The organism is Agrobacterium sp. lyk4-40-TYG-31 (genome assembly GCF_030209855.1).
GTDB lineage: Bacteria > Pseudomonadota > Alphaproteobacteria > Rhizobiales > Rhizobiaceae > Agrobacterium > Agrobacterium vaccinii.
The window spans coordinates 304084-324981 of the sequence record NZ_JARVRE010000004.1 but is presented as its reverse complement, the minus strand read 5'-3'; the positions used below and the strand labels follow the sequence as shown (position 1 = coordinate 324981).

18 protein-coding genes and 1 pseudogene are annotated in these 20898 nt (G+C 56.4%); 12 read left to right on the top strand and 7 right to left on the bottom strand.

The features are described 5' to 3' along the window. Window positions 1-83 precede the first annotated feature (83 nt). The 4 genes from QRN55_RS06795 to QRN55_RS06780 all read left to right on the top strand — a co-directional run bounded on the left by QRN55_RS06795 (window position 84) and on the right by QRN55_RS06780 (window position 1597). Window positions 84-344 (top strand): hypothetical protein, encoded by a 261-nt coding sequence (locus QRN55_RS06795; RefSeq protein ID WP_112498545.1) that lies wholly within the window; start codon window positions 84-86, stop codon window positions 342-344. 90 nt (window positions 345-434) lie between these two features. Beyond that, window positions 435-941, top strand: coding sequence for a DNA starvation/stationary phase protection protein Dps (gene dps / locus QRN55_RS06790; protein ID WP_431355625.1), 507 nt, complete (start codon window positions 435-437; stop codon window positions 939-941). A gap of 59 nt (window positions 942-1000) precedes the next feature. After that, window positions 1001-1369: a hypothetical protein gene (locus tag QRN55_RS06785; RefSeq protein ID WP_284775894.1), complete on the top strand. Its 369-nt coding sequence runs from the start codon at window positions 1001-1003 to the stop codon at window positions 1367-1369. Window positions 1370-1393: 24 nt separating this feature from the next. Then, entirely contained in the window at window positions 1394-1597 is a 204-nt protein-coding gene (locus QRN55_RS06780; protein ID WP_111837648.1) for a CsbD family protein, read from the top strand. Window positions 1598-1664: 67 nt separating this feature from the next. Here the strand turns inward: QRN55_RS06780 and QRN55_RS06775 are convergent, their stop codons facing one another. Beyond that, window positions 1665-2030, bottom strand: coding sequence for a response regulator (locus QRN55_RS06775; protein ID WP_112498547.1), 366 nt, complete (start codon window positions 2028-2030; stop codon window positions 1665-1667). Window positions 2031-2033: 3 nt separating this feature from the next. Then, window positions 2034-3497: a PAS domain-containing HWE histidine kinase family protein gene (locus tag QRN55_RS06770; RefSeq protein WP_284775891.1), complete on the bottom strand. Its 1464-nt coding sequence runs from the start codon at window positions 3495-3497 to the stop codon at window positions 2034-2036. A gap of 248 nt (window positions 3498-3745) precedes the next feature. Between QRN55_RS06770 and QRN55_RS06765 the strand changes: the two genes are divergently transcribed. The 8 genes and pseudogenes from QRN55_RS06765 (at window position 3746) to QRN55_RS06730 (ending at window position 16538) form a co-directional block, all read left to right on the top strand. After that, a complete protein-coding gene (locus QRN55_RS06765; RefSeq protein ID WP_111837645.1) occupies window positions 3746-4066 on the top strand; it encodes a PepSY domain-containing protein in 321 nt (106 codons plus the stop codon). A gap of 45 nt (window positions 4067-4111) precedes the next feature. Continuing rightward, window positions 4112-4717: a general stress protein gene (locus QRN55_RS06760; RefSeq protein ID WP_111837644.1), complete on the top strand. Its 606-nt coding sequence runs from the start codon at window positions 4112-4114 to the stop codon at window positions 4715-4717. Window positions 4718-4859: 142 nt separating this feature from the next. After that, a complete protein-coding gene (katE, locus tag QRN55_RS06755) occupies window positions 4860-7010 on the top strand; it encodes a catalase (RefSeq protein ID WP_284775888.1) in 2151 nt (716 codons plus the stop codon). Between the two features lie 62 nt (window positions 7011-7072). Continuing rightward, the gene (locus QRN55_RS06750; RefSeq protein WP_284775886.1) at window positions 7073-8224 is read left to right on the top strand and encodes a glycosyltransferase family 4 protein; all 1152 of its coding nucleotides are present in this window, start codon (window positions 7073-7075) and stop codon (window positions 8222-8224) included. Window positions 8225-8306: 82 nt separating this feature from the next. Further along, window positions 8307-9494 (top strand): annotated as a pseudogene (locus tag QRN55_RS06745) (glycosyltransferase); the annotation flags it as partial. 44 nt (window positions 9495-9538) lie between these two features. Continuing rightward, window positions 9539-12781, top strand: coding sequence for a glycosyltransferase (locus tag QRN55_RS06740; protein WP_284775885.1), 3243 nt, complete (start codon window positions 9539-9541; stop codon window positions 12779-12781). Beyond that, window positions 12778-15021, top strand: a complete 2244-nt coding sequence (locus QRN55_RS06735) for a glycosyltransferase family 4 protein (protein WP_284775883.1) — start codon at window positions 12778-12780, stop codon at window positions 15019-15021. Before QRN55_RS06740 ends, QRN55_RS06735 begins: the two co-directional genes overlap by 4 nt. 284 nt (window positions 15022-15305) lie before the next feature. Then, complete coding sequence (locus QRN55_RS06730) at window positions 15306-16538, top strand: hypothetical protein (protein ID WP_284775881.1); 1233 nt, start codon at window positions 15306-15308, stop codon at window positions 16536-16538. 198 nt (window positions 16539-16736) lie between these two features. On the opposite strand, the gene QRN55_RS06725 is transcribed toward QRN55_RS06730, so the two are convergent. The 5 genes from QRN55_RS06725 to QRN55_RS06705 all read right to left on the bottom strand — a co-directional run bounded on the left by QRN55_RS06725 (window position 16737) and on the right by QRN55_RS06705 (window position 20701). Next, window positions 16737-17657: a hypothetical protein gene (locus QRN55_RS06725; protein ID WP_284775879.1), complete on the bottom strand. Its 921-nt coding sequence runs from the start codon at window positions 17655-17657 to the stop codon at window positions 16737-16739. A 678-nt stretch (window positions 17658-18335) separates the two neighbouring features. Beyond that, window positions 18336-18947: a hypothetical protein gene (locus QRN55_RS06720; RefSeq protein WP_284775877.1), complete on the bottom strand. Its 612-nt coding sequence runs from the start codon at window positions 18945-18947 to the stop codon at window positions 18336-18338. Window positions 18948-19126: 179 nt separating this feature from the next. Then, window positions 19127-19423 (bottom strand): hypothetical protein, encoded by a 297-nt coding sequence (locus QRN55_RS06715; protein WP_284775875.1) that lies wholly within the window; start codon window positions 19421-19423, stop codon window positions 19127-19129. Next, window positions 19390-20472 carry an N-acetylmuramidase domain-containing protein gene (locus QRN55_RS06710; protein WP_284775872.1) on the bottom strand — a complete coding sequence of 361 codons (1083 nt, stop codon included), beginning with the start codon at window positions 20470-20472 and terminating at the stop codon, window positions 19390-19392. The genes QRN55_RS06715 and QRN55_RS06710 overlap by 34 nt, the downstream gene beginning before the upstream one ends. 73 nt (window positions 20473-20545) lie before the next feature. Further along, window positions 20546-20701, bottom strand: coding sequence for a hypothetical protein (locus tag QRN55_RS06705; RefSeq protein ID WP_284775871.1), 156 nt, complete (start codon window positions 20699-20701; stop codon window positions 20546-20548). Window positions 20702-20898 lie beyond the last annotated feature (197 nt).

Sequence of the window (20898 nt, the reverse complement as noted above, 5' to 3'; positions counted from 1 at the left end):
CAAGGATGCGGGGCTTTTTGTATCAGGAACAGAACAGAGCCCGTACCGTTTAGACCATACGAATAAAGGCTGAGGAAAACCCGATGCGTCCCTATGCGCTGCTGCTTCTTGCGGGTCTGGCATCCTGCACCACCGCTTACACTGTAGAGCCCATCCCCGGCAGCATCACCTATGGCGGCCAGCCAAGAACGAAGTTGACGAAATCGCCCGTGGGCAGCACGCTCAATCATGATTTCATCACGACGGATGGCCGCCGCGCCTTTGAAACTTACCGCATCGAACCAGATCGGTCGCTGACACTGCTGAACAGGGAAATCTTGAGCGACCTTCCGTCCGACCAATAGGTTGGGTCTTCATGCCGTTGCGAGGATGAATGGAACGACTGTCTCGCTAACTCGTTGCTTTCTCGAACGTTTCGAAAATACCCATGATCGATGTGTCAGGAGAGAAAAATGAGAACGCATAAGACAAGAAACGATTTACCGTCCAATACCAAAGCAACTGTTATCGGGCTTTTGAACGAAGCTCTTGCCTCCGTTATCGATCTATCCCTCGTCACCAAGCAAGCACACTGGAACCTCAAAGGTCCGCAATTTATCGGCGTACACGAATTGTTGGATCAGTTTCGTGCCCTTCTCGACAAGCATAGCGACACGATTGCAGAGCGCGCGGTGCAGTTGGGCGGAACGGCGCTGGGCACGGTCCAGTCGGTCAATTCGACATCGAAGCTCAAGTCCTACCCTACCGACATCTACAAGATTCAGGACCATCTGGATGAGTTGATCGAGCGCTATGGCGACGTGGCAAACCTCGTGCGCAAATCCATCGATGAGGCTGACGATGCAGGTGATGCCAATACTGCCGACATCTTCACGGCAGCGTCTCGCGATCTCGACAAGTCGCTTTGGTTCCTGGAAGCGCATATTCAGGAAAAAGCCTGATTACAAACGAAAGCGCCCGGTGAAAACCGGGCGTTTTATCTACTCGTTACGACAACTCAATGGCGACGCAGAACCGCTTTGCCGATGTCCCGCAGCATTTCGTGATCGAGAATACCGCGCTGGGCGCTTCTGATCAGCACTGCTGCACATTCATTGGCGACATGGCTGCTTCTGTCCTCCAGGCACTCGAAGCAGACGCCATCAAATATAGTCTGAAGGTCAGTGACCTGCTGGGGCGACAGTTGCGTGCCCACACGTTGAAAAGCCACGTACGACAAGGCTCATCCTCCCAAAGATGCGAATTATCCGTACTCAATTACCAGAATGTTTCCGTTTTACACCTGATCGAATCACATGTCGAATCGGATTTTAACGAATTTTCAACGATTATTTTTCTGGAACTCCAATCAATCGCCACCCGTTACTGATTCGTCACAACGAGGAGAATGGACATGGACTGGAACCGCGTAGAAGGTAACTGGAAACAGGTCAAAGGCAAGATCAAGGAACAGTGGGGCAAGCTGACCGACGATGATCTGGACCAGATCGCAGGCAAGCGTGAGCAGCTTGAGGGTAAAATCCAGGAGCGCTACGGCGTAGAAAAAGACCATGTCAAAAAGGATGTCGATACCTGGTACGATCGCCAGACCTGGTAATGACAACTGACCCGGAAAATACGAAAATGCCCGCATTGAGCGGGCATTTTTGCGTTAGGTACGCATCTCAGGTCGGACGCAGACCAAAGTCGCATAATGCCTTCTCGATGAGATTGGGCGAGACGGGCTTCGTCAGAAAAATCACTCCCGGCGGCAAAACGCCTTCGGCAGGATCGTATCGCCCCGAAATGACGACGACCTTGATATCCGGCCAGCGACGATGCGCGACATTAGCCAAGCCCAGACCATTGATCGAGCCCGGCATATCGATATCCGTCAGAATGGCGTGGATGGGCGCGTCACGTTCCAGCATTTCGACGGCTTGGTCAGCCGTGGACGCTTCCTCTGCCACGAAGCCGAGGTCTGAAACCATATCGACGAGATCAAGGCGAATAAGCCCGTCATCTTCGACTATGAGGAGGCGCGGTTGCATCGATTAATGCTCCTGCTGAAAACTGGAAAGGTCTGCCGAGATGATGCAGCGAAGACCACCGGCATCATAGGCAATGTCGACCCGGCTATCTGCGGCACCGGCAAGACCGGCCTTGATGAGACGTGAACCGGACCCGACGCGTTCCGGCATGGCGACAACGGGGCCTCCGGTTTCCGTCCATAAAAGTTCGAACCTGTCCTTCGCTTCGCCCGTGACGTGCCAGCGAATATCGACCTGGCCTTCCGGCACCGACAATGCACCATACTTAATGGCGTTCGTCGCAAGCTCATGCAGGATCAGCGAAAGCGAGAGCGATGGGCGAGAGCCAACTCGAAGATTGACGCCCGACACCGTGAATCGCGATGCCATCGGGTCGTTATGGACCTCCAGCATCTGGTTGACGAGTTTATGGACATGCGATGTGCCAAGTCCACCTTGAATCACGGTGTCATGGGCCGCACTCAACACACCGATCCGGGCGGAAAGCGTCTTGCGTGCGCTATCCAGACTTTCGGCGGAGCGCAACGTCTGCGAAGCAATGGCCTGCACCATGGCGAGCTGATTCTTAAGTCGATGACCAAGCTCGTGCGAGATCAGTTCGCGATGCTTCTGCTCGGCCAGCCGTTCCGTCACATCCTGCGCTTGCACGAGAATACCGGTGATTTCACCGGACCCGGAACGCATCGCCTGATAGACGAGATCGATCATGCGGCTTTGTTTTTCGCCATCCGGTCCACGGTTTAACTCGACAGGTACGGCCCGCGCGGCGAAAGGCTTACCGGTTTTGTAGACATCATCAAGCAGATCGATAAACCCCTGCTTGACGACTTCGGATACCGCTTCCGCAACGGGACGTCCGATGATGTCACGACCGACGCCGATCATCGAATAATATTCCTCATTGGCGAACTCGAAAATATGGTTCGGGCCACTGAGCGTTGCGATGCCGGATGGCGACATCTGGAAAATCTGCAGCAGCTTCTCGTGCATGCTTTCCTGTTCGCGCCGCATGATGATCTCGTTGGTGATCTCGCTACAGGCACAAAACATGCCCAACACGATACCACTCTGATCGCGCACCGGCGTATAGGAAAAGGAAAAGTGCGTTTCCTCGGGGTAGCCCTTGCGGTGCATGATGAATTCGATGTCATTCATCGACGTGCCCTGCCCGGCATAGGCCGCCGAAATAATCGGATCGACGGCATCCCAGATATCAAACCATAGTTCTTGGAAGGAATGCCCAAAGGCCGCAGGGTGGCGGTTGCCACACATGACCGCATAACCGTCATTATAAAGACAGGTCTGCTTGGGACCCCAGACGATGAGCATGGGTTGCAGTGATCCAAGCATGACGTTGACGAGCGTCTGAAGCTCCACAGGCCATGAATCGGGAACGCCTAACGGGCTATTTTCCCAAGCAAAACCCCGGAACAAATCTCCGCATTCGCCACCGCCTACAAAATTCAAAACTGTCCCCGTACGTCCTGTTCCCTGCACGACAACTCATTCGTCCTGATTTGGTTCCATGACAAAACGCAACTATGCGCCCGGCCCAAATAAGGTCTGAGAAAGCCTCGTCGAGACGGCTCAGAAAGATGCCGAGAGGAAAAAAGCAGGTCCTTATTTAAATTTCACTAATTTGGAACGAATGGACTCTCTCGCAGTTTGAGATGCACGGAGCTGTGAAAAAGCGGCCCGCATAAGAGGAAATCATTATGAAGAAAATCATTCTTGCGGCAGCGCTGCTCAGCGCCACTGCCTTGTCTGCTGCTGCCCAGACGTCCGCACCTGCCACCAGCACCGATGGCAACACGCCAGCCGTTGCCACACCGGAAACAAAGAACCCGACTGCCCCTGTCGAAGGCGCCAACAGCTTCACAGAAGAGCAGGCCAAGACGCGCATCGAAGAGGCCGGTTATTCCGAGGTCAAGAACCTCATGAAGGATGACAAGGGCATCTGGATGGCTGCTGGCATGAAGGACGGCAAGGCCGTCACCATCGCCATGGACTACCAGGGCAACGTCGTCGCCAAGTAATCCCGCCGTCACACGCTGACGTAACAGAATTTTGAGGAGCACGACATGAAAACCATTACCGGACTTTTTGACGACCACGCAGATGCACGCGAAGCAGTCACCGCACTGGAATCCGCTGGCGTACCGTCCAAGGACATCAGCATTGTTTCGAACAATGCACACAACCGCGACCACGCTGACGAGTCCAAGGCCGCCGAAGGTGCTGGAACCGGCGCAGGTATCGGTGCTGTCGTTGGTGGCGCTGGCGGTCTTCTGACCGGCCTTGGCCTGATGGCGATCCCGGGCGTTGGCCCAGTCGTTGCAGCCGGTTGGCTTGCGGCGACAGCTGCAGGTGTTGCAGCCGGTGCTGTTGCAGGCGGCGCAGCTGGCGGTATCGTCGGCGCTCTGACGGACTCCGGCGTGTCTGAAGAAGATGCCCATGTATACGCAGAAGGCGTGCGTCGCGGCGGCACCATCGTCACTGCAAAGGTAGACGATAACCACGTGTCGGAAGCCGAAGCCATTCTCAAGCGCTCCAACTGGGTTGACCCGGCAGAACGCCGTACCGCTTACAACGAGCAGGGCTGGCAGCGTTTCGACGATACGCTCGACCCATACGACACGAACCAGATTGAAGAAGAGCGTAAGCGCTACAACCGCCCAACGCTCTGAATAGAAACTGCTGCGACGTCTCCTTCAAACACTGAAAGCTGAAGCGTCGTGAAACTTGCGGGGCCGCCTTTTCCGGGCGGCCCTTTTTTCATCAAGGCTGCCTCTGCGCAGTTCACGCTTACAGTCATCAGGGAGATGCGTCATGGCCAGGAAACCGGTTAATCCACCATCAGTGCAGCCAACAGACATCGTGACCATTCACGACCAAAAAATGCAGCGTGGCTTGGGCGGTGAGCTGCACCAGTTTGCCGAAGGTGATACGCCCGTCATGACCACCGCACAGGGCGGACCCGTGGCCGACGATCAGAACTCGCTGCGGATCGGCTCACGCGGCCCGCTGGTCATGGACGATTTCCACTTCCGTGAGAAGATGTTCCACTTCGACCACGAGCGCATACCAGAGCGCGTCGTCCATGCCCGTGGCTACGGCGCCCATGGCTATTTCGAAACCTATGAGTCCCTTGCGGACTATACCAAGGCCGATATCTTCCAGCGCAAGGGCGAAAAGACGCCGGTCTTCGTCCGGTTCTCCACCGTTGCCGGTAACAAGGGGTCTGCCGATCTTGCGCGCGATGTGCGCGGCTTTGCCGTCAAGCTCTACACGCAAGAGGGCAACTGGGACCTCGTCGGCAACAACATCCCTGTATTCTTCATTCAGGATGCGATCAAGTTTCCCGACCTGATCCACGCCGCCAAGCAGGAACCGGACCGCGCCTTCCCGCAAGCACAGACAGCCCATGACAACTTCTGGGATTTCATCAGCCTGACACCTGAGAGCATGAACATGGTTATGTGGATCATGTCGGACCGCACCATTCCCCGCTCCCTGCGCTTCATGGAAGGCTTCGGCGTCCACACTTTCCGCTTCGTCAATGCGGATGACAAATCCACTTTCGTCAAATTCCATTGGAAACCGAAACTCGGCCTTCAGTCGGTCGCGTGGAACGAGGCCGTTAAGATCAACGGCGCCGACCCGGATTTCCACCGTCGAGACCTGTGGAACGCCATTCAGTCCGGCGATTTCCCGGAATGGGAATTGCAGGTGCAATTGTTCGATCAGGACTTCGCAGACAGCTTCGACTTCGACATTCTCGATCCGACCAAGATCATCCCGGAAGAAATTCTCCCGCCCAAGGCCATCGGTCGCATGGTGCTGGACCGGATGCCGGACAATTTCTTCGCCGAGACCGAGCAGGTCGCCTTCATGACGCAGAATGTGCCGCCGGGTATCGATTTCAGCAACGATCCACTGCTGCAAGGCCGCAACTTTTCTTATCTCGACACGCAATTGAAGCGTCTGGGCGGTCCCAACTTCACGCATCTGCCCATCAATGCGCCGAAGTGTCCTTTCGCGCATTTCCAGCAGGATGGCCACATGGCCATGCGCAACCCAGTGGGCCGAGTGAATTATCAGCCCAACTCGCATGGTGAAGGCCCGCGCGAATCGCCCACAGCCGGTTACCGCCACTTCCCGGCGGAAGAACAGGGCACAAAAGCTCGCCTGCGTCCTGAAAGCTTCGCCGATCATTACAGCCAAGCACGCCAGTTCTACATCAGCCAGACGGGCGCAGAACAGCGCCACATCGCGTCGGCCCTGACCTTCGAACTCAGCAAAGTGGAAATACCGGCGATCCGCGAGCGCATGGTGTCTCATCTGCTGAACATCGATGAGACACTGGCAACGACCGTGGCTCAGAAGTTGGGCATGCAGACGATGCCGAAGCCTGCGGATGCGGCCATGCCGACCCGTCAGGACCTCGACCCATCGCCCGCGCTCAGCATCGTTGAAAACGGTCCGAAGCGTTTTGAGGGACGCAAGCTCGGCATTCTTGTCACCGATGGTGTCGATGCCGGTCTGCTATCTGCACTGACAGACGCGGTGACGAAGGAAAAGGCTGTCTTCGAACTGATCGCGCCGAAAGTCGGCGGCGTGAAGGCGTCCGATGGCAGCTGGATCGAGGCCCATCACATGATCGATGGCGGTCCCTCTGTCCTGTTCGATGCCGTGGCGTTACTGACCTCACCGCAGGGCATCGAAGACCTCGTCGATGAAGCCGCCGCACGCGACTTCGTGGCCGATGCCTTCCAGCATTGCAAGTTCATCGGCTACGTCGAATCGGCCATGCCGCTCATGCAAAAGGCCGGTCTGGCAGATGCGCTGGACGAAGGCGTCATCGCGCTGCCGCAGGATGAAGACCCCGCCGACTTCGTCGCCAAGCTCGGCACCCTCCGGGTCTGGGGGCGTGAGCCATCCGTCAAGCTCGGCAAGGCATCTCCGCCACGCAAATCATGACACGACAAAGCGCGGCATTCGTGCCGCGCTTTCCCAATGATCGATGTTTCGGGGAGGGTTGGATGACGCAGGTTTCAAAGCGCGGACGCATCGTCGTCATCAGCGATTTCCAGGATGGTCCAGTTTTTGCCGCTCACGTCCCGACCGTCGAAGAATTCGAAACGCAATGGCAGAGCGGTGCACGCGGCACACCTGCCGACCCTTCAGAAAACAGACCTGATTTCGACGTCGAAGGTGGTTACATCGAACGCCTGCCGCTGGCCTGCGTCAAGGCAGGCCTTGTCAACGCCGTGGAAATCTGGACGCATTGGCGCGGAAATGATCCACCGCCACCGGATATGTGCCAAGCTCCCCTCTTGATACGGCGTTCCTTTCAAATGAATGGGCCGCAGGCACCCTTCAATTCCAACGATATGCTGGCTCACATCAACACCTTTGGCCCGCCTGATATCCTCTGCGTCTGGGGGCTGGGCGTCTCGGAAGAGATTTTGATCGCCTGCGAAAAAAGCTATAAAATATATAATTCCATCGATGCACCTGCGCTGCGCATTCCGCCTGATGTGAGCAGGCATTTCGACCTCGTCATCACAGGCGCCGAATGGCAATCGCGCGCTGTGAAAGACCTTCATCCGCATGTGGAAACCGTGATTATGCCGATCGGGCCGGAGTTTGCGTCCGACAGCATGTTCTACCCGACTGCCGATAAAAAACCCTATGACATCATCTATGTCGCAGCAGCACAGACCTACAAACGGCATGACATTCTGTTTGATGCGCTCGCGAAACTTCCGCGCTCCATCCGCGCCCTTTGCGTCTTTGGCTATGGAGAACTGAGCGACGACCTGCGCCAGCAGGCCCGTGACCTCCAGATCAGCGTGGATTTCGTTGGCCCGCCCGGCGTTCCCTTCTCCGAGGTCAATCGTCTGATGAACCACGCGAAATTCGGCGTCGTTTGCGGCGTCCATGATGGCGCACCGGCCATTTTGACGGAATATATGCTGGCCGGATTGCCCGTTCTCGCCAACAGCGATCTGAGCTGCGGACTGCAATATATCACGCCGCAGACCGGTCTCACCGCGACCGCTGATCAATTTCACGATGGTATTCTGATCATGCTCGAAATGGCATCGACGTTTTCACCGAGGCAGGCCGTCATCGACAATTGGACATGGCCGCACACCGTCGAAAAGCTGCGAAAACTCATGCGCACCTAAGAATATTAGAAAGTTTTCAATATCGCAGGAACAAACCCCTTTTCGTCCGGTTTGGAAACGCCCCTCAAACGCGGATCCGCCAATGAATCTCTCCAGTTCGCTTTCCCCATCATCACATGCAACACCCGAGCGTAAGACACCGCTGATTTGTTTTTCGCACCTCAGATGGGATTTCGTTCTGCAACGCCCGCAGCACCTGATGGGTCGTTTTGCCCGGGAAAGAGCCGTCTTTTTCTTCGAAGAATTCATTCCGACCGATCACCATCTGGCCTATCTGGAAATCCACCCATTCGAGGGAACGACGGTCAAATCCATTCGCCCCCGCATTCCGCATTGGTGGAGCGAGGCGGATCGCGAACAGGCGCTGGCGAAATTGCTGGATGATCTGCTGGCGATTTATGGAGCTGCAAAGCCCATCCTCTGGTTCTACACACCCGTCATGTTCAGCTTTGCACGCCACGTCGATGCCTCTGCAGTCATTTATGATTGCATGGACGAGTTGGCGAACTTCAAATTCGCGCCGCAGCACATGAAAGAGATGGAGGCCGCACTGATGGCACGGGCCGATGTCGTCTTTACCGGCGGCTACAGCCTGTATGAAGCCAAGCGCCGTCAACACGACAACATCCACCCCTTCCCATCAGCCGTGGATGTCGCGCATTTCCAATCCACACGCCGCAACCTTCAGGAACCGGCAGACCAGCTTTCCATCCCCGGGCCAAAGCTCGGTTATTACGGTGTGATCGATGAACGTCTCGATCTGGCGTTGCTTGCGTCAATCGCGAAGGCACGACCGGATTATTCTTTCATCATGATCGGCCCCGTTGCCAAGATTGCGCCGGAAGATTTGCCGCGCGCCGGCAATATCCACTATCTCGGCCAGAAGCATTATAACGAGTTGCCCGCCTATCTCTCGGGCTGGGATGCAGCACTGATGCCATTTGCGCTGAACAGCTCAACGCAGTTCATCAGCCCCACCAAGACACCCGAATATCTCGCATCCGGTCGCCCGGTCGTCAGCACCGCTGTGAAGGATGTCGTTCGGCACTATGGTCATGTCAAAGGCGTTTTCTTAGCAGCCGATGCAGATGCCTTCGCAAGGGCATGCGATACGGCGCTGGCCTTGAAAGAAGCTGCGACCGATTGGTTGGCCCCCGTCGATGTCATGCTCGAGAGTTCCTCCTGGGACAAAACCTTCATGGCCATGAAGACGCTGATGGATGAGGCGGTGCTCGCCAATGCCTATCCCACAATTCCCGCGTCGCAAGCCTTACCCCGCGCCCTGCCCCGCACCGAAATCGCTGCCGTAACTCCATGAGCAAACAGCACCGTCGTATCGTGCTTGCGACCGACAGTCTCGACCCATCCGGCTTAGGCGAGCATATGCTGACGCTTGGCATGGCGCTGCGCGAAGATTGGGACGTCACGATTGCAACCCCATCTGGCTCCGCGCCGGATTTGATAACACGGGCCGCACGGCACGGGTTGTCCGTCAAGACATCAGTTGACGCAGCCGACTTCGCACAGTGGCTCACGACATCCGACACTAACCTTCTACATGTCCATGCCGGTATCGGCTGGGAGGGTCACGAGCTGGCCCAGGCTGGCATGTCATCCAGCATTCCCGTCATTCGCACCGAACATCTTCCCTACCTTTTAACGGACGAAGACCAGAAGCTGCACTATGAACGGGAATGTGCAAACCTCGCCCATCGTATTGTCGTTTCCGAAGCATCGAAGGCCAGCTTCGAGGCCAATGGCGTCAATGCGGATGATCTGACCGTCGTGCGCAACGGCACGTTTCCGTTGGAGCGGCCAGCCGATCCCACGGTCGACATTCTGAACGGCATCGGCGACCGAAAAATCCTGCTCACCGTTGCCCGCTTTTCGCGCCAGAAGGACCACGCATCCCTCATTCACGCGCTGCCAGACATCCTTACCGCGCACCCGTCCACGCTGCTGCTTCTCGTGGGTCGCGGTGAAGAGATGGATGCCATCAGGACACTGGTCCACACGCTTTCGCTTGGCGATCACGTTGTTTTCGCAGGCCACCGCAGCGATATCGCAGCACTGATGGCCCGCGCCGATCTCTTCGTTCTACCGTCGAAATTCGAAGGACTGCCGATTGCAGTGCTGGAAGCCATGTCGGTTGGCCTGCCCGTGGTCGCCACCAATATCGGCGGCAACAGAGAGGCTCTTGGCCCGGACCATCCCTTTCTCTCCGAGTGCGGCAATCCCGCCTCGCTCGCCCGCACCGTCATTGCCGCTCTCGACGATGAGCCAGCGGCAACAGCCGCCGGACAGGCCGGTTCCCGACGATTTGAAGACGAATTTTCAGCACACCGCATGGCAACCGAAACCGCCGCCGTCTATGGCCGCGTTCTGTCCCGCCAGCCACAGCAAACACAAGGACATAACCCTATGAAAAGGTCACGCATCGGTTTTATCGGCGTCGGCGGTATTGCAAACCGGCATCTGGATATTCTAGCCGGGTTCGAAGATGTCGAACTCGTCGCCTTCGCAGACCCGGATTTTGCCCGCGCCGAACAGGCCGCCGCCCGTTTCGGCGCCAAAGCCTTCGACAATCACCGTGATATGCTGGACCAGCAGGTTTTCGACGCCGTCTATATCTGCATCCCACCCTTTGCCCACGGTAATGCGGAGCGCGACCTGATCCGCCACGGCATCCCGTTCTTCGTGGAAAAGCCTATAACTCTCGATCTGGCGCTGGCGGAAGAACTGAGTGCGGCCATCGAACAAGCCGGGCTGATCACCGGCGTCGGCTACCACTGGCGATATCTCGACACCGTCGATGAGGCCCGCGATCGTCTTACTGACAATCCTGCACAACTGCTGTCAGGCTACTGGCTGGACCAGACCCCACCGCCGCAATGGTGGTGGAAAACCGAAGCGTCCGGCGGCCAGATGGTGGAACAGGCAACCCATATCGTCGATCTCGCCCGCTACCTTGTCGGCGAAGTTACCGATGTCTACGGTCAGGTCGGCTTTAGGGATCGCGACGCTTTTCCGGGCCTCGATGTGCCCGCCGTCACCACCGCAAGCCTCACCTTCCGATCCGGCGTTATCGCCAACATCTCCTCTACATGCCTGTTGGGATGGAGCCACAAGGTCGGCCTCAACATCTTTGCAGACCGTATGGCCATCGAGCTGACAGACCACGACATCATGGTCGATGTCGGCGCGGGACGCCCGGTGCGCCACGCCGAAGGCGATCCCGTCTGGCGCGAAGACCGCGATTTCATCGATGCCATCAGCGGCGGCGAAAACCACATCCGCTGCACCTATCAGGATGCTCTGGCAACGCACCGGGTGGCGCTGGCAGTTGCGACCTCGGCCCGCAGTGGCGAGGCCGTGAAGTTGGATGTGCCCGACATCACCCGCAATCCGTTTGCGCCCCTGTTCCATCCACCCCGCAACGACGAACCACAGGGGCTCGCCCCCGGCCACCGCATCATCCGCTCGCTGGGCATCGAGGCGCCCGGCAAAGCCTATCTCTTCGATTACGAGGAAGGCCCTCCCGGCGATGGTCAGGTTAGGCTTGAAACCCTCTACACCGGGTTTTCAGCAGGCACCGAATTGACCTTCATGAAAAACACCAATCCCTATTTTCATTCCCGTTTCGATGGTGGACGCGGCGTCTTCATCGAAAACGAGCCAGATTTGCACTATCCCGTGCCGTTCCTCGGCTACATGGAAGTTGCCCGCGTGACGGAGTCGCGCGCTGGTGGCTTCAGCAACGGCGACGTGATTGCCGGAACCTATGGTCACAAGAGCGGCCACACCGCTAACCCGTTCCACGACGTGCTGCTCCCGCTGCCTGAGGACATCGACCCCGTTCTCGGTGTTCTCGTCGCGCAGATGGGCCCCATCGCCGCAAACGGCATTCTGCATGCCGACGCGGACGCGCTCGGCTCGAGCGTGCCCTCTTTCGGCGCGGGCATCGCCGGACGCAATGTGATCGTCATCGGTGCAGGCACGGTGGGCCTGATGACGGCGCTCTTTGCGAAACGCGCAGGCGCTCTCGATGTTATCATCGCCGATCCCTCGCCCTTCAGGCGCGAGAAAGCCCAAGCCATGGGCATCACGGCAATGGAGGAGCACGATGTCTGGCAACACGCAAAAGCGCGCTGGCACAATGGCGGCAGCGACCGCGGCGCCGATGTCGTCTTCCAGACCCGCGCCCATGGCGAGAGCCTGCACACGGCGCTGAAGGCGTTACGCCCGCAGGGCACCGTCATCGACCTCGCCTTCTATCAGGGCGGTGCGGACCGGCTGCGGCTGGGGGAGGAATTCCACCACAATGGCCTCAACATCCGTTGCGCCCAGATCAACCGCGTTCCTCGCGGGTTGGCCGAGCAATGGAACAGGCCTCGTCTTGCCCAGGAAACCATCGGCCTTCTGAAGAGCCACGGCAAAATCATCCGCGAACAGATGATCACCCATATCGTGCCGCTGGAAGACGGGCCCGCCTTTCTGGCCGACCTCGTGGAAAACAGGCCCGAATTCCTGCAGATCGTTTTCAAGGTCAACGAATGATACCGCAACAGCCACCCGTCCGCATTCTCTTCGTTTTCGCATGGCTTGTCGTGGGCGGGGAGGAAACCGAGGTCAGGTTGCTGGCCCGCAACCTCGACCGCACCCGCTACAAGCTGGATATCGTTGCGTGCTTTCATAAGGACGGCATGCCGCCCCAGACGCATGACCAGTTGCGGGAACTGGGTGTGGATGTCGACACGACACCCTATAGCCTGTCTTTCGAGGACACCGTTGCCTATCTGGCCAATAAAATCCCCGCCTATGACGTCGTTGTCTCCTGCCAGAATGTTGCGGACATTTATCCTGCGCTGGAGCGCATGCATTGGCGTCCACCACTGATAGAGCACGGCGGACTGGTTTCCGAAGCGCTGGCAGGCCCAAAACACCACACCAGCCGCTATGTTGGCGTCTGCCGCTCCATTTGCGATGCCGCCGCATCCGTCATGCCGGGACGTGGAGACCACGTCATCGAAATCCCCTCCATGGTCGACCTCGGTGAATTCGACAGCAGCAAGCGCACCGCCATGCGCGCATCGCTGGGAGTGGACGACGATACATTGCTGGTCGGCTGGGTCGGCAGGCTCGACCCCAAGAAAAACGTCGAGGATTTCGTGGAGGCGGCGGCGCTGGTCCATGCGCAAAATCCCCTGGTCCGTTTCGTGGTCATCGGCGGTCCAGACGCCTTCATGCCCGGATATGCCGTCCATTTGAAAGACCTAGCCAAGGCAAGAAACCTTGATGGCATCCTGACGTTTCTGGGCGACCGCAAGGACATCCCTGCCCTCCTGTCGGCTCTCGACATCTTCGTCTGGTTGTCCAAGGGCGAAGGCATGCCGCATGTCATTGCCGAAGCCGGTGCGGCTGGTTTGCCGGTCATCGCAACACCAGACAATGGCGCAGCGCAGCAGATCGAAGACAGCGTGTCTGGCGTCTTCGTGCCCTATAACGACCCCACAGCGGTTGCAGACGCGATACAGCGGCTGGCCGCATCCCCCGATCTACGCCGCAAACTCGGGCAAGCGCTTCAGAATAAGGTCGAGACCACCTACAGCGCGCAAGCCATGGTGCCACAATGGGAACGCCTCATACAACACGTGCTGAACGAGCGCCCGGCAGCCCGCCCGACCGGTATTTTCCAGTCCTTCCTGCAAGGTGGCTTCGAATGCTCCACGCACCGGCTGCGACCCCGCGAAGGTGAAACCGAGGGCAAACGTCTCGACGTCATTGCCTCCACGCACCATGACCGTCACGCAGCGGCGGATTACCAACAACTGGCGTCTCACTCGATCCGAACCGTGCGCGATGGCCTGCGCTGGCATCTCATCGAAAAAGCACCGGGACACTACGACTGGGCAAGCTTCCTGCCGATGCTCGAAGCAGCCAATGACACCCGCACCCAGGTCATCTGGGACTTGCTGCATTATGGCTGGCCCGATGATATCGACATCTGGTCAGCGAATTTCGTCACACGTTTCGCAAAGTTCGCTGCAGCCACAGCACAGCTCGTGAAAGACCACAGCGACGCCGTCCCCTTCTATTCGCCGGTCAATGAAATCTCGTTCTTCTCCTGGGGCGGCGGTGACGCGGCTTATCTCAACCCCTTCGCCAACGGGCGCGGTTTCGAGCTCAAAGTCCAACTCGCCCGCGCAGCCATCGCCGCCATGGACGCCATTCTGGTGGTGGAACCCCGCGCCCGCTTCGTTCACTGCGATCCCGTCATCAACGTTATCACCGATCCCTCCCGCCCATGGGAACGCGGTGTGGCCGAAGGCCACCGCCAATCGCAGTTTCAGGGCTGGGATCTGCTTTCAGGCCGCATGTGGCCACAGATCGGTGGCCACGAAAAATATCTCGATATCGTCGGCGTCAATTACTACCACAACAATCAGTGGATCCACGGCGGCCCACCCATCGACATGGACCACCCGCTCTACAAACCCTTCAGAACAATCCTGACTGAAACCTACGCGCGCTACGGCAAGCCCATCTTCATCGCCGAAACGGGCATAGAGGGAGATCGCCGTGCCAGCTGGATGACCTACATCCAACAGGAAGTCACCGCCGCCATGAAACGTGGCGTGCCGGTGGAAGGTATCTGCCTCTACCCCATCGTCAACCACCCCGGGTGGGACGACGACCGGGCGTGCGAGAATGGGCTGCTGGCAGCACAATTTGCAGACGGCAAACGTCGCGTTTACGAACCGTTGGCAAAGGTTTTGACGTTGTCTGCTGGGAAATGAGTGGTAGCGGGAGACCGTTCTGACCTTTATCACCTACAAGCTTCAAACCAACTCGTTGACGTCGGCAAATGGCAGATCGCTTTGAAGTCAGCCATCAATGATTACTTGCCCAGCGCCAAGCCTCCCAAGCCGATCAACGATGGCCCCGCTCCTTCCACGCTGAGTAAGGGCGCCAACGAAGCGTGATAGAAAATCAGTTACGCATCATGGAGCGATGTCGATTATTGACCTATTTATCTGTATTTCACATGAAAGTAGCAGTTGGTTGAGTAGGAATGCAGAACATGGAAAACCCAAAGCGGTCCATGACTCGCGAAGAGCTGTACAAGTTAGTATGGTCCACACCCATACAGAAGTTAGCAGCGATATACGGCCTATCTGATAAAGGTCTGGCAAAGACCTGCCACCGTCATTTAATCCCCGTTCCGTCAAGGGGATACTGGGCAAGAATCCACGCGGGCCAAGCCGCGAAGCGAACCCCCTTGCGCGCGGTGGAAAACACTGCGCTCCACACCGTTCATATCGGTCGAGGAAAGGTAGGCGGGCCGAGCCCATACTTATTGGAAGTCCTTGCAAAAGCTAGAGAAGAGATCGAGGCCGAAAACGATCGCTTGTCCAACGGCGCCCAAACTGAGCATCCGCAGACGGCGGCTCCAGTCCCTCCAATGGACGCGGGTGTAACCAGCAGCCATCAAGATACGCCAAGACCAGAAAAGCTTAAGCCCGATGTCAATTCGTTCGTTTCACAACTGCGTAGAAGTGAGGTAGACCGAGAGGGCTTCGTGAGGCTGAAGTGGGTCAAGGTTACCCCAAAGGATGTTTCGCGGGTTGGCAATTTGCTGAACAAGCTGACATTAAATTTGGCGCCTTATGGGTTTTCGTTCAACTGTGATGGAGGGCGTGTCGGATTCACAAAAGGCGAGGCGACTGTAGATTTTGAGATAGACGCCCCACGGAAGAAGGAAACAGAAGTTACGAGGTTTGGCTGGAAGCAGTTTACGTTGGTTCACGCAGGTCGCATCAGGCTTCGGATCTACGGACGAGCCGAGGGTATCAAAAAGGAGTGGATTGATACCGATACCAGATCGCTTGAATGTCACATTGAGAAGATCGTTGAAAGCTTCAGAGCAAATCATATTGCCGAGAAAGAGTGGGTGGAACAATCACGTCGAAGCCAGGAGCGCCGTGTTCACTTGGCCATGCGACGGAAGATGTCGAAGCAACGAGCAGAGCGTGAAGAGGAGCGGCTGGGCTATCTTCAAAAGATTGCTGATGCCAGGCGAGAGGCAGCAGATCTCCGCGCTACGATCTCTCTTGCATCGCCCGACGGCGACGTATCAGATGACTACAGTCGAATGATCGAGTGGGCTCAGCAACGTTTGGCATCTCTAGAAAAACAAACGAGTGTCGACGCAATCCAGGCCGAATTGAACGCTAAGCAACTATTCACATTCCCTGACCCACTTTATGATCCAGAAGGTGATCCGCCCGAGAAGCAGAACTATTGGGAGGATTGATAGATGACAGCAAAGGCGTTCGTAAAACAAGCGAGCTCAAGCGCATGGCCGCCATTTCCAAGAGCGAGGGAGTCGTCGTCTCTGTTGAGGTCCATGGCCGCAAGTTCTCGGTGAGCCCTTTCCTCACAAATCCAACATCTACGTTCGCTCCTGCCCAAAGCACAAACGTTCCACCCAATCACAGCTCAAAGCCCTGACTTACGGCTTGATGGCATCCTGAGCAGGTCGGTGGGGGGGTGAAGGTTGAACCGACTGTGAGCTTGGCTTGGATATCGTTTCTAGTGTTTGAGATCTCAGATCTGAACATGACCGTAAAAAGCCGCCGTAACGAAATGCCAGATCCAAAGACCGTCGGCGTAATTTGAGGTTTGCTATCTCATATATCGGCGTCACGGAGATACTTCCAAGATCGCTTTCTACTACTAGCTTTTCGGCGATCTCGGAAAGCATTCCACAGTCCGCTGACCGCTTACTAAGAACAAAACTCTGATAATGATCTTGGCCGGCTATCACGGTTTGAGAATCTTCAAGGTACTGATTATGTCCAAAAAGATAGCCTGACCGTTCCTTTGCCGGCGTGTCTGGATACAATGTTTCGATAAATTTCGACGGATATCTAACATTGGTGCCAAGAAATTTATTTGTCGCGCTCCCCTCAAAATTATACCGCAGCGGAATTTCGGCACTAAGAGTATAGACTAAAAGTCCTGTATTCCATTTTTCGACACTTATATATACCTGCCCGTAAACGATAGGATCGTCGTCATGTTGATTGTTGATTGCAACATCTTGGACCCTCCCACTTTCGGTAAGAGCAATAATCTTTTTCTCATTTTCTACCTGTGCCTGCTTGCTCTGATCAATTGCTTGTTTCAATTGATCCTTACCGTCTTGCACTGCGAGGGAAACTTCTTTGCTTAGTGAGGAGTACTGTATCCAGGCGAGCGCGCCGCCCGCGGCTATGAGTAGCGCAACCATAACGCTAATGGATGCGACAGCCCAAGTTACTATCAAATGGGTTCTCTCTGTGACTTTCTCTAGCGCTCCAAATCGAATCTCGAGCTTTTCGACGCCCATTGAACCGGCTGTAGGGGCTTTTTCTTGATCAAGTTCAGTCAAAGGATCTCCTAACGAAAGATGTTACAGATGCTCCTCAAGGGTCTTGATAGTCCGGCTAACAAGTTAGGCATCTTTGAAAAAGCAATTTAAGTAATGCTTAGCATAGTTTCCAAGATTTTCGCGATCCAGCTACGTGCAAGTCCAGCTTTTTTTAACGCTTTAAGAGACTTGGATTCCTGCCTAAAACTCAGACATGAGGAGCTTTATATGTCACGTAGCGCGCCAGAGCGATATGCGGCTTAGCCCTCCGAAGGTCCATTTGGAACGATCCACCAGAAAAGCTGGACGAGATCCCGCCAAGTCATAGCCAGACCCCTCCAGGTCTCAATGGCCTGACCATATGCGTAGATCATCAGGAGCGTAATGGCGAGCAACACCAACCAGGGCCAGATAGCACGCGCTCTCTTCTTTTTATCTCCAGCAGGAGGCTCCGGTCCATCTAAGTGCATAGCTCTTCTCCAATCACTCTGAGCTAACGCGAAAACGTCACCCGCCCTGAACGACGAGACTGGTTCTCCGTCCGCAAGTAATGCCATCTTCTCCAACGATAACTATTTTTTTTCATGAATCACAACTTCTCAGCGGATTTTCGTCTTACGCCACTCTAAGTGAAGTTGAAAGTAGATAGCAGCGGCCAGTACTATCTCGGCACTAAACCCTCAGTGAGCCTTTTTTGCTTTAACTCCCCGGCGCCAAGCGCTGGCGCTCAAGCCGGTCAATCCGCTCCCGATTATCAAGCAGGACATCGCGCGGCGTGTAGACGGACGCGGAATTAGATTTCAGTTCATCGATCTGCTTTTGAAGCTGGGCTGTCGTCTGGTCCTGCGACTGCCAAACGCGCTCAAGCTCAGCGCGCGGGACTTGCGCGTCACGAACTTCCTTAAGCGCCGCCTCCATCCGGGTTCTGTCTTCCGCGCCCCTCGCCTGGCGCCATTCCATTTCTTGCCGGGTGACGATCTTGTCAGAGAGATTGACGATAGCTGCCTTCAAATCGGTGGTAGATGACTGGATCGGCCAGTATGCCAAGCCCCCAAGCACCGTGCAGAATGTGATAGCAACGCCGATTGCCTGCCACTGCGGCTTGTTCCGCTCCGAAAGGTTCGTTGACAAGGCCGAGACAGACGAACGCATTTCATTGGCTATCGACGCCATGCCCGATTCCATGGCCTTGAACCCGGCGCGCATTTCCGCCTCAAGATCGGTCTGACGACGCCCGAGGTTTGTCACCCGCTCGCCAAGCTGCGCGGTTACAGCGTCGGTGTAAACTCTATAGTCACTACCGTTCGACATGTCTTCGTTTCCTGTCATTACCCCAGCCTTGCCTTATGCCCTGATGCTATTTCCGACAGGCGGCATCCGCGCCGCACTGCCGGTTATTCGAATTGATGGCCGGTCCTGCCGTGGCATCCTGAGAGGCCAGCCGCGCCGCCTGTGGATCGCTGAACCGGATAAACGAGTAGCCCGCGCCCTCAGTCGTCACAGGTCGAGTCTGGCAGCCCGCTATCACGAGCGAAGACAAGGCAACGATGATGCGAGTTGAGATTGCGAAAGGACGCATTGTTTTTCTCCAGATTATCGATGCGCTTGAGCGCTTCCTTGGCTGCTTTGACTTCAATGGCTACGCGCTCTTCTGTGCGACCGTCGCGTTTGCCGAGGAAATGGATTACCGGGCCGAAGAGAGCCAGCGCGACGAGTGCCGCCGCGCCAAGCTTCAGCCATTCAGGGAGAAGCTTCAGGCCTGCTCCACCGTCTGTTTGCTCTTCCACCAGCCGTAAAGACCGTAGGCTGTCAGTCCAAGACCTATAAGGCCAGACGCGCCGAGCAAGCCGTTGGCGATGGTGGCGGCAAAATCAGAATTGATGCCGGTAACATGCATTGCTAGTTCTGCGATCTGGTCGCGGGCAGCGGTGACAAGCGCGAGCGGCCCAAAATTCCGAGCCGCATTCTTTACCTGCGGAACTTCAGCGATTCCAAGCGAACCCGGCTTTTCTTCCGGCGAAGTCTGAAGTTCTTTCAGCTTGCGCATTGTTTCGGGACCGGCAACGCCATCGATGTGAAGCCCGTTCGCCTCCTGATAACCACGGAGCGAAGTGTCGGTCGCGGTGCCAAAGTCGCCATCAACCTTGACCGGGAACCCGGCCCGAGTCAGCAGCGCCTGGACTTCGCGAACGCCTTCACCCTTCGAGCCAAGCCGGAGCATACCGGTGGCTTTGGAAGGTGGCGGGTTCTCCACGCCGGAATAGCGCGTGTACGCCGCCGCCATCTTCGTATCATAAGCGTTCTTCTTGTAGGCAGGCCCGTTGTACCCGCGCGCGAAGCCAGACCAGTCGCGACGGTTGAGCGGTCCGAGCAAGTTGTTGTGCTTGATGAAACGCACCATCAAATCTACTTGGCCTTCAACACCGCCGCGCGCCTCGTCCATCAGCGCAACGACAGATGAATAGCCGAGGGCCTTCCAATGGCTGCCCATAACCTGCCCAACGCCCCACGAGACGCTTTCAAGGGCAGCTTGCTTGTCTATGGCCATTGCGCGGGCAAGAAGCTCCCAGCGACCTTTCTGGGACGAAGGGTTCTTCACGCCGCCCACGTTTGGCGAAGCCAGTCCCAGGCGGCGGGCATCTTCGCGCCGGTTCGCCTTCACCAGCTTGTCGAAGTAATGGCTCTCGAAACGAATGACGGGTTCCTGCCGCCCTTCGATTTCAGCGAACACAACGCCGTTGCTTTCCACCTCGACAACCGCCTTGAGAGCGTTCGGGTCAATAGCATGCGCATTCGCAATCCGCTCGATTGAGCGGGCGACATTAGCCTTCAGCATGAGGCTACTCCTGATTTTTGTGGTGATTTTGGGAAACGAAAAAGACGCCCCGAAGAGCGTCTTTCCATGTGTGTTAACGGGATGCCGTTTTATCGCTTTGCCGCTGAAGCTCTTCCATCGCCTCCTGCAATGCCATCCCAATCAGGTAGGCCAGAAAGACGCGTCCTTCCTCCTCTGCCAGCTTGCGAGTTACGGAAAGCATTTCAACGGTCTGCTTAAGTTTCGTCATATCAACTCCTTTTGGTTATGACGAAACTAAGTTGTATTGCGATGAAGCTAATTCATCTTTCAGGTGTATTGGATCGCATGACTATTTTTGGATTACGTACCTAGCGCGCAGCGCTAGTTTCGGCGATTGGAACTGCTGATCTACGCAGTCGTTTTCCTCGCAATAAGGAGAGCTCAAATGAAAATTCTCACAACAGC

Bases quoted from the DNA above. Each gene is read 5' to 3' on its own strand.
- QRN55_RS06795 (WP_112498545.1), top strand. From the start codon at position 84: ATGCGTCCCTATGCGCTGCTGCTTCTTGCGGGTCTGGCATCCTGCACC.
- dps (WP_431355625.1), top strand. From the start codon at position 435: ATGTGTCAGGAGAGAAAAATGAGAACGCATAAGACAAGAAACGATTTA.
- QRN55_RS06785 (WP_284775894.1), top strand. From the start codon at position 1,001: ATGGCGACGCAGAACCGCTTTGCCGATGTCCCGCAGCATTTCGTGATC.
- QRN55_RS06780 (WP_111837648.1), top strand. From the start codon at position 1,394: ATGGACTGGAACCGCGTAGAAGGTAACTGGAAACAGGTCAAAGGCAAG.
- QRN55_RS06775 (WP_112498547.1), bottom strand. From the start codon at position 2,030: ATGCAACCGCGCCTCCTCATAGTCGAAGATGACGGGCTTATTCGCCTT.
- QRN55_RS06765 (WP_111837645.1), top strand. From the start codon at position 3,746: ATGAAGAAAATCATTCTTGCGGCAGCGCTGCTCAGCGCCACTGCCTTG.
- QRN55_RS06760 (WP_111837644.1), top strand. From the start codon at position 4,112: ATGAAAACCATTACCGGACTTTTTGACGACCACGCAGATGCACGCGAA.
- katE (WP_284775888.1), top strand. From the start codon at position 4,860: ATGGCCAGGAAACCGGTTAATCCACCATCAGTGCAGCCAACAGACATC.
- QRN55_RS06750 (WP_284775886.1), top strand. From the start codon at position 7,073: ATGACGCAGGTTTCAAAGCGCGGACGCATCGTCGTCATCAGCGATTTC.
- QRN55_RS06740 (WP_284775885.1), top strand. From the start codon at position 9,539: ATGAGCAAACAGCACCGTCGTATCGTGCTTGCGACCGACAGTCTCGAC.
- QRN55_RS06735 (WP_284775883.1), top strand. From the start codon at position 12,778: ATGATACCGCAACAGCCACCCGTCCGCATTCTCTTCGTTTTCGCATGG.
- QRN55_RS06730 (WP_284775881.1), top strand. From the start codon at position 15,306: ATGGAAAACCCAAAGCGGTCCATGACTCGCGAAGAGCTGTACAAGTTA.
- QRN55_RS06720 (WP_284775877.1), bottom strand. From the start codon at position 18,947: ATGTCGAACGGTAGTGACTATAGAGTTTACACCGACGCTGTAACCGCG.
- QRN55_RS06710 (WP_284775872.1), bottom strand. From the start codon at position 20,472: ATGCTGAAGGCTAATGTCGCCCGCTCAATCGAGCGGATTGCGAATGCG.
- QRN55_RS06705 (WP_284775871.1), bottom strand. From the start codon at position 20,701: ATGACGAAACTTAAGCAGACCGTTGAAATGCTTTCCGTAACTCGCAAG.